General features: G+C 55.3%; 3 protein-coding genes. All 3 read left to right on the top strand.

Going from position 1 to position 6,320, the window contains the following annotated elements:
- The coding region (locus C0039_RS18415) for a two-partner secretion domain-containing protein (RefSeq protein ID WP_133126047.1) at positions 1–3,022 on the top strand (3,022 nt) is incomplete at its 5' end.
- Positions 3,001–4,830 (top strand): ShlB/FhaC/HecB family hemolysin secretion/activation protein, encoded by a 1,830-nt coding sequence (locus tag C0039_RS18410; protein WP_084179732.1) that lies wholly within the window; start codon positions 3,001–3,003, stop codon positions 4,828–4,830. The genes C0039_RS18415 and C0039_RS18410, both read left to right, overlap by 22 nt.
- Positions 4,831–4,956: 126 nt before the next feature.
- A complete protein-coding gene (locus tag C0039_RS18405) occupies positions 4,957–5,988 on the top strand; it encodes an NAD-dependent epimerase/dehydratase family protein (RefSeq protein WP_076000840.1) in 1,032 nt (343 codons plus the stop codon).
- The last annotated feature ends 332 nt before the right edge of the window (positions 5,989–6,320 follow it).

Here is a 6,320-nt window from a genome sequence, read left to right as displayed (position 1 = left end):
TAGTTTTTCGAGCTTTAATGTAGATGCGGGTGAACTGGCCACGTTCTCCCATAGTTCAGCGAACATCCAGCACATCATAGCAAGGGTGACTGGTGTTCAGTCTACTGGGATTTATGGCGCCATGCGGGTGAGGCGCGCTTCACGCAGTGGCTTGAGCCCTACATCTGCAGCACTATGGCTGATCAACCCCAACGGAATCTTTATCGGTGACGGCGCCTCCTTTGACCCGCAGAGCTCCTTTATTTTTTCCACGGCTAATCGACTTGGCTTTGACAACGGCGACGACTTTTATTCGCACGAGACCACGATCAGTTCGGTGCTTTCCATTGCCAACCCGGAAGCGTTCGGGTTCCTTGATAAACAGGACTTGCCGTCATCAGTTACGCCGCGTGGCATCGGTTTGGTGGTGAATGATGTCGGCAACACCAATACGCCCATGCTGCTCTCAAATATGACGCTGGTTGGCAGTAGTCTTGATCCGGGCTCGGCGGGGATCACTATCCTCGGCGACATAGTTGATGCTGTCGATCCAGCGTCTGTTTTCGCCCCCCAGGACAGCACTCAGTACCAGGCGTTCAGTCTCGGCCTGGGAGCGCTGGCGCCTGGCGGTTCCATGTCCATCGATATCGCTTCGGGGAATGAACTGGCAGCGACTCCCGGGTCACCGCTTTCCGGCGTGTTGATCCAGAACAGCAATATGCTTTTTTCCGACAGTGGAGCGGTCCAGAATTCGGCTTTTTCAGTTCTCTCCGACCAATTAATAATAGAAAACTCTTATGTGGATACTGCCCCGGCTCTACTGCCAACGGCCTTTTCCCTGCGTTCGATTTCCAGCACGGTTATAGTGGGCAGTGTGCTTCAAACCAGCACGGCAGCATTGGTTAACGCTGGTGATATCCGAATTGATACAGCCAGTTACCGTCAGGTCGGCGGCCTTGTTTCCAGTCGCTCACTGGATCTAGGTGTGCCCACGGGTGATGCGGGCAACATCATCATTGGCGGCAGTGCCTCCCTGCCGATGACCGGGTTTTCGTTACAGCAGGGCCGCATACAAACCGCTAGCAGTGGTAGCAGTAATGCCGGTGATATCGTCGTGCGCGTCGCGGGTGGTCTGTCCTTGGCCGGGGAGCCGGGTAACAGGGCGATTGTGGCCAGCCTGAGTAATGGTTTGGGTGATGCCGGTGACGTGGTTTTGTTTGGGGATGCTATCGATACAACGTTTACCGGTATTCTTTCCAGAGGCTCGAACTTCTCCGGACCCAGCTTGATCAGCCTGCAGGCAGGAACGGGTGGAATGACCCTGCAAAATACATCGCTGCAGGGCGATTTCAACCCACTGGGCACCGGCGCGTCAATTGGGTTGTTCTCAGATGGCGACATCACGCTGGCTTCCAGTGGTGAACGGACTTCTGTCATCACCGGCACGGGAGGCGACCTGGATGGCGGAGAGATATTTATCGCAGCGACTGAGGACCTTGAAATTAACGGTGAATTGGATATACGGAGTGGCGCGCTGGGCAGCGCAGACGCCGCTGGGTCGGGCGGTTCCATATTTCTTGGTGGCCGCAATGTTGTACTGGACCAGCCGGAGGCAGCGGGGAGAGCCAGCAGCCTCTCGAGCTTGACCACTGGTTCGGGTGCCGGAGCGGCAATAATTATAGAGGCCACCGAAACGCTTCGTGTCAGCGGTGAGCACTCGATTACAAGTTCCACAGTAGGCAGAGGCGCCGCGGGCGCTGTAGTGTTGCGGGCGCCGGATATCAGCGTTGTTTCGTCCTCGTCCTCGCCTACGACTTTATCGTCATCGTCGGGCGGTGTGGGCGATGCGGGACTGGTTGGGCTAGCGGCAGAGGATGGACTGGCACTCTCTGGGGTTATTGTCAGCAGTGTTGGAGCAAGTGAGGGTGCGGCGGGAGCGATCAGTGCTACCGGCGCAACAATCAACATCGCCGCATCTATCTTCAGCACAGCAACCGTCGCCAATGATGTCAACGATGTGCCTGCTAAGATCAGTTTAGAGGCTGAGGATGACTTGCAATTGCGTAACAGTCTTGTCCAAAGCAGCACGGGCGGATTGGCACCTGCTGGTGAGGTGCGGTTGGGTGCAGGAACCCAACTGACACTCGAGAACGTTTCCGTACAGTCCGCCAGTACGGGTAACGGGGCCAGCGGTAGCATCCTGCTAGCAAGCGAAGGCTCCGTGGATCTCAGTGGTGCAGAAACTGAGCTGCTGACCAATTCTCAAGGTTCGAGTGACGCCGGAGACGTGAGTGTTTTAGCCGGTGATACGCTGCGCTTTGGCGGAGGCGGTTTTGTGCAAACGTCGGCCGTGGGTAGCGGAAACGCAGGCACCATTTTACTTTCAGCAGACAAGGTACGTCTTACCCAGGCGCGCATTGAAGGTACCTCGGAGAATGCGGGTGGTGGTGACATTAATATTTTTGGCCGGGATATCCAACTCGACACCGACATCGCGTCCGGAACCATCGTGTTCATCACCGCAAGCTCAGCATCTTCTGACGCAGACGGTAATGGTGGTTCGATTACGCTGGGTGATCCCGCCGCGCCTGCGTCCCTTGTTTTAGTGCGAAACAGCGGCCTGACGGCTAGCGCTAATGCAGGCGATGGTGGTCGCATCAACGTCAATTCAGATGCCTTTCTTCGCGATGCGCGATCGGTTTTTCAGGTAACGTCAACGGCGGGCGATGAGGGCAGTCTGGAGATAAATTCGCCGGAACAGGATATCAGCGCGGCGGTTACTGAGCTTGATGTTGCGATTCTCGATGCGACCGATCTTATCCAGGATCGTTGTGCAGCAAGCCCAGCGGGCGGGAGTAGCCTGGTAATAACCGGCCAAGGCGTAATAGCAGAGGCGGACGATGATTACCTGATCAGTCCATTCGCGCTCACCGGCGATAATGACGCCGAGACACTTTTACAATTTAACGGCGAACGTAAGGCCACGTTAAAGTTTGCAGCAACTGATGACTGGAGATCGGAATGCAATTACTTGTTGCGCTAGTGCGCGAGCAGCGCAGGATGGCGTCCGGGGTAAGTGCTGTGCTGGTGGTTGCGTGCTGTTGTCTGAGTATGAATGTAGTGGGGCAGCCGTCCGGTCTGGGCTCCGGACTAGGCCAGAACATTGAGCGGGGTTTTTCATCCGACCGCGAGGATTTCGATGAGCCCAGCTTTGATCTGGACGCTGCCCCCGGCCCAAATAAACCTGTGCCGCAAGTCTTGCCGTCGCCCAGCCTGAAGCAGCAGAGTGGTGCGCGTTCAAATTCGACCTTGCCCGTTAGCGTCACCAGTATTCTGGTTAACGGCAACACCGTCTTTTCTGCTGATGAGATCGCCGCGGTGGTTGCGCCTTTCGAGAATCGTGAGTTGTCGCCCGAAAACCTGCAGGAATTACTACGTCGCCTCTCTCTGCTGTATTTCAATGCTGGCTACGTCAACTCCGGTGTGGTTTTGCCGGACGGGGCGATCGCCCCCGGCACCCTTGCGCTGCGCGCTATCGAAGGCGAATTGCAGGAGGTGCAATTGCTTGATAACGAACGTCTCTCTCGCGGCTATCTGGAGCCACGACTGCGACGTAATATCGGCAGCCCCCTCAATCTTGATGACCTGCAGAATAGCTTGCGTATGCTCGAGCTGAACCCGCTTGTTCGCCAGGTGAATGGTGTGCTGGTGCCGGGCCTTTCCCAGGGTACCGCTGATCTGCGTCTACGTATCAAGGAGGAGCAGCCCTTGCGGCTGGGGGTGTCGCTGGACAATTATCGCTCGCCCAGTGTTGGCGCTGAACGGGCCCTGCTAACCGCGGAGCATCTGAATATCAGTGGCCGCGGTGATCGGCTTGCACTGGCGGCGAGTTACAGCGAAGGCCTGAAAGATGCATACCTGGCATACCAGTTACCGTTGAACAGCTACGACACTCGACTGGATTTGGAGTATCAGCGTGGCGACTCCAGAGTGATAGAAGCGCCGTTTGACGATCTCGATATTGAGAGCGATACCGAATCCTGGGGCGTTTCGATTCGTCATCCTCTCGTTAACAGCCTCGACAGGTACGTAACGCTCAATGTTGGCCTGTACCACAGTGAGAGCGATACCTCACTGCTGGGCAAGCCGTTTTCTTTTTCCCTTGGCGCTCGCAACGGTGAAATTGCAGCAACCAATGTGAGCGTTGGCGGAGAGTGGATCGAGCGCGGCGATAATCAGGTATTGGCGCTGCGTTCAACGCTGCGTTATGGCCTGGATTGGTTCGGTGCGACGATGATTCCCGACGGCGCCCCCAGAGTGCAGTTTGATACCAATGCCGAAATTCCGGAAAGTCAGTTTACGGTCGTCCTGACGCAACTCCAATATGCCAGACGTCTTCCCTTTCGCAACAGTCAGCTGGTTTTCAGCAGTGTGTGGCAGTATGCGTTCGACCCCTTGCTATCTGTCGAGAAAATGGCAATAGGTGGAAGGTACTCGGTGCGCGGTTTCCGGGAGAACCAGTTAGTGCGTGATAACGGCCTGACCGCTTCGCTGGAATGGCGTGTGCCGATATTTGTGAACGAGGCAGGCTACAGCCGCTGGAATATAACCGCGGTCCCGTTTGTCGATTATGGCCGCAGTTGGGATGAGGACAGTAATTTGTCTACTAGCAAAGCCGCGGTGCTAAGTAGTGTGGGGCTGGGGCTACGTTGGCAGCCAAAGGAGTATCTCAATATAAGCCTGTTTTATGGTGAGCGTATTTCTGATGACGATGTAACGTCGCCGGAGGACAATGACCTTCAAGACGATGGCTTCCACTTCGCCCTAACGCTCAACTGGCCCTATGATTGATCTTGTTGTTGCTTCAAAATATTTCGTTTTTTCTGCAACTGCTTCAGTTCGCGCTGCCTGAGTAGACTGGCACACCCGGCTGGAGCTGCTGAGACGCCACTTAAACAAGTAAGAAGGAAGTTAACTATGCGCGTTCTGGTTATCGGCGGTACAGGTTTTCTCGGCTATCACGCTACCGGGGAACTCATTGAACGCGGCCACGATGTAACGGTACTGGGGCTGCCACCGGCACCGGCAGCTGGCCTGTTTTCAGAAGATGTGTCGGTCTTGTTACGGGATGTCTCCAAGCTCGATGACCAGGAATTAAGAGCGCTACTGTCCGGCTTCGAAGCAGTCGTGTTTGCTGCGGGTGCGGATGATCGCACCGCCCCACAAGCGCCGGCAGCCAAGTTCTTCTACGAAGCCAACGTCAAGAGTTCGGTGCGGGTGACTGCCGCGGCAGTGCGTGCTGGTGTCCAGCGATTCGTATTGCTGGGGTCCTATTTTACGTATTTTGATCGCGAATGGCCGGAGATGAAACTGGCCGAGCACCACCCCTATATCAATAGCCGCAAACAACAACTGGAATTAACAACAATCGTCGCGGGCACTGACATGGCGTTGGTCGTTCTGGAGCTGCCCTATGTTTTTGGTTCTATGCCAGGCGCCGTTCCGCTGTGGGCACCCCTGGTCAACTACGTTCGATCCGGGGTGCCCCTCTACTACACCAATGGTGGTAGCAATATGGTTTCCGTGCATCGGGTTGCCGAGGCCATTGCCGGGGCCTGTGAGCGGATCGATGAAAGCCGCATTTTCCAGGTGGGTGATCAGAACCTCTCCTGGACGGGCTTCCTGCAGAGCCTGTGTGCCATCATCGGGCGCGAGGACGACACGGTGCGCATCATAGAAGATGCCAGAATAAGCCGGATGAGCTGGGTGCTCGATGCCCTGCATTCAGTACAGGGTAAAGAGGGCGGACTTCACGCAACTCATTTTTCCGAAGTCCTGGTATCCAATGCCTTTTTTAACCCATCCGAATCGCGCCGTGCTCTGGGTTATCGAAGGGGTGGGTTGAAACAAGCATGGCGGGATACCGTGATGGCGTGCCCCGAGGGAGAGATGTTCGGTAATTGGCAGAAGTTCTCCCAGAGTGCGCGGCGACTGTTTAGGCGCGAGTAGTCAGCGAGATATCGAAGAAGCGAGTTCGAGCCGTTCTCACCTGCAAGCACCGCTATATAGCCCCGTTTTACAGCCCCGGTCTTTGAAATCAGTAAAAACACGTAGATGGTTTTTCTTATGCGACACTGTGCAAAGTGTTATGCTATCGACTACTTATTTTTTACTGGTTTTGGTTTCATATTTGCTACGCGGCTATTATAAAAATATATTAGTAGGGCACGGTGTTTTAAATGTTAGTTAGGCGCCTCGGGACATGCCGCTGTCGTCTTTGGCCATCCCGGGGCCGATAACACCAAGGTAGTGTATGTGTCTCCATTATCGGGAGCATGATT

The organism is Pseudohalioglobus lutimaris (assembly GCF_002866825.1).
GTDB classification, from domain to species: Bacteria; Pseudomonadota; Gammaproteobacteria; order Pseudomonadales; family Halieaceae; genus Halioglobus; species Halioglobus lutimaris.
The sequence above is the reverse complement of the archived record's forward strand: the minus strand, read 5'-3'. Positions and strand labels throughout refer to the sequence as shown.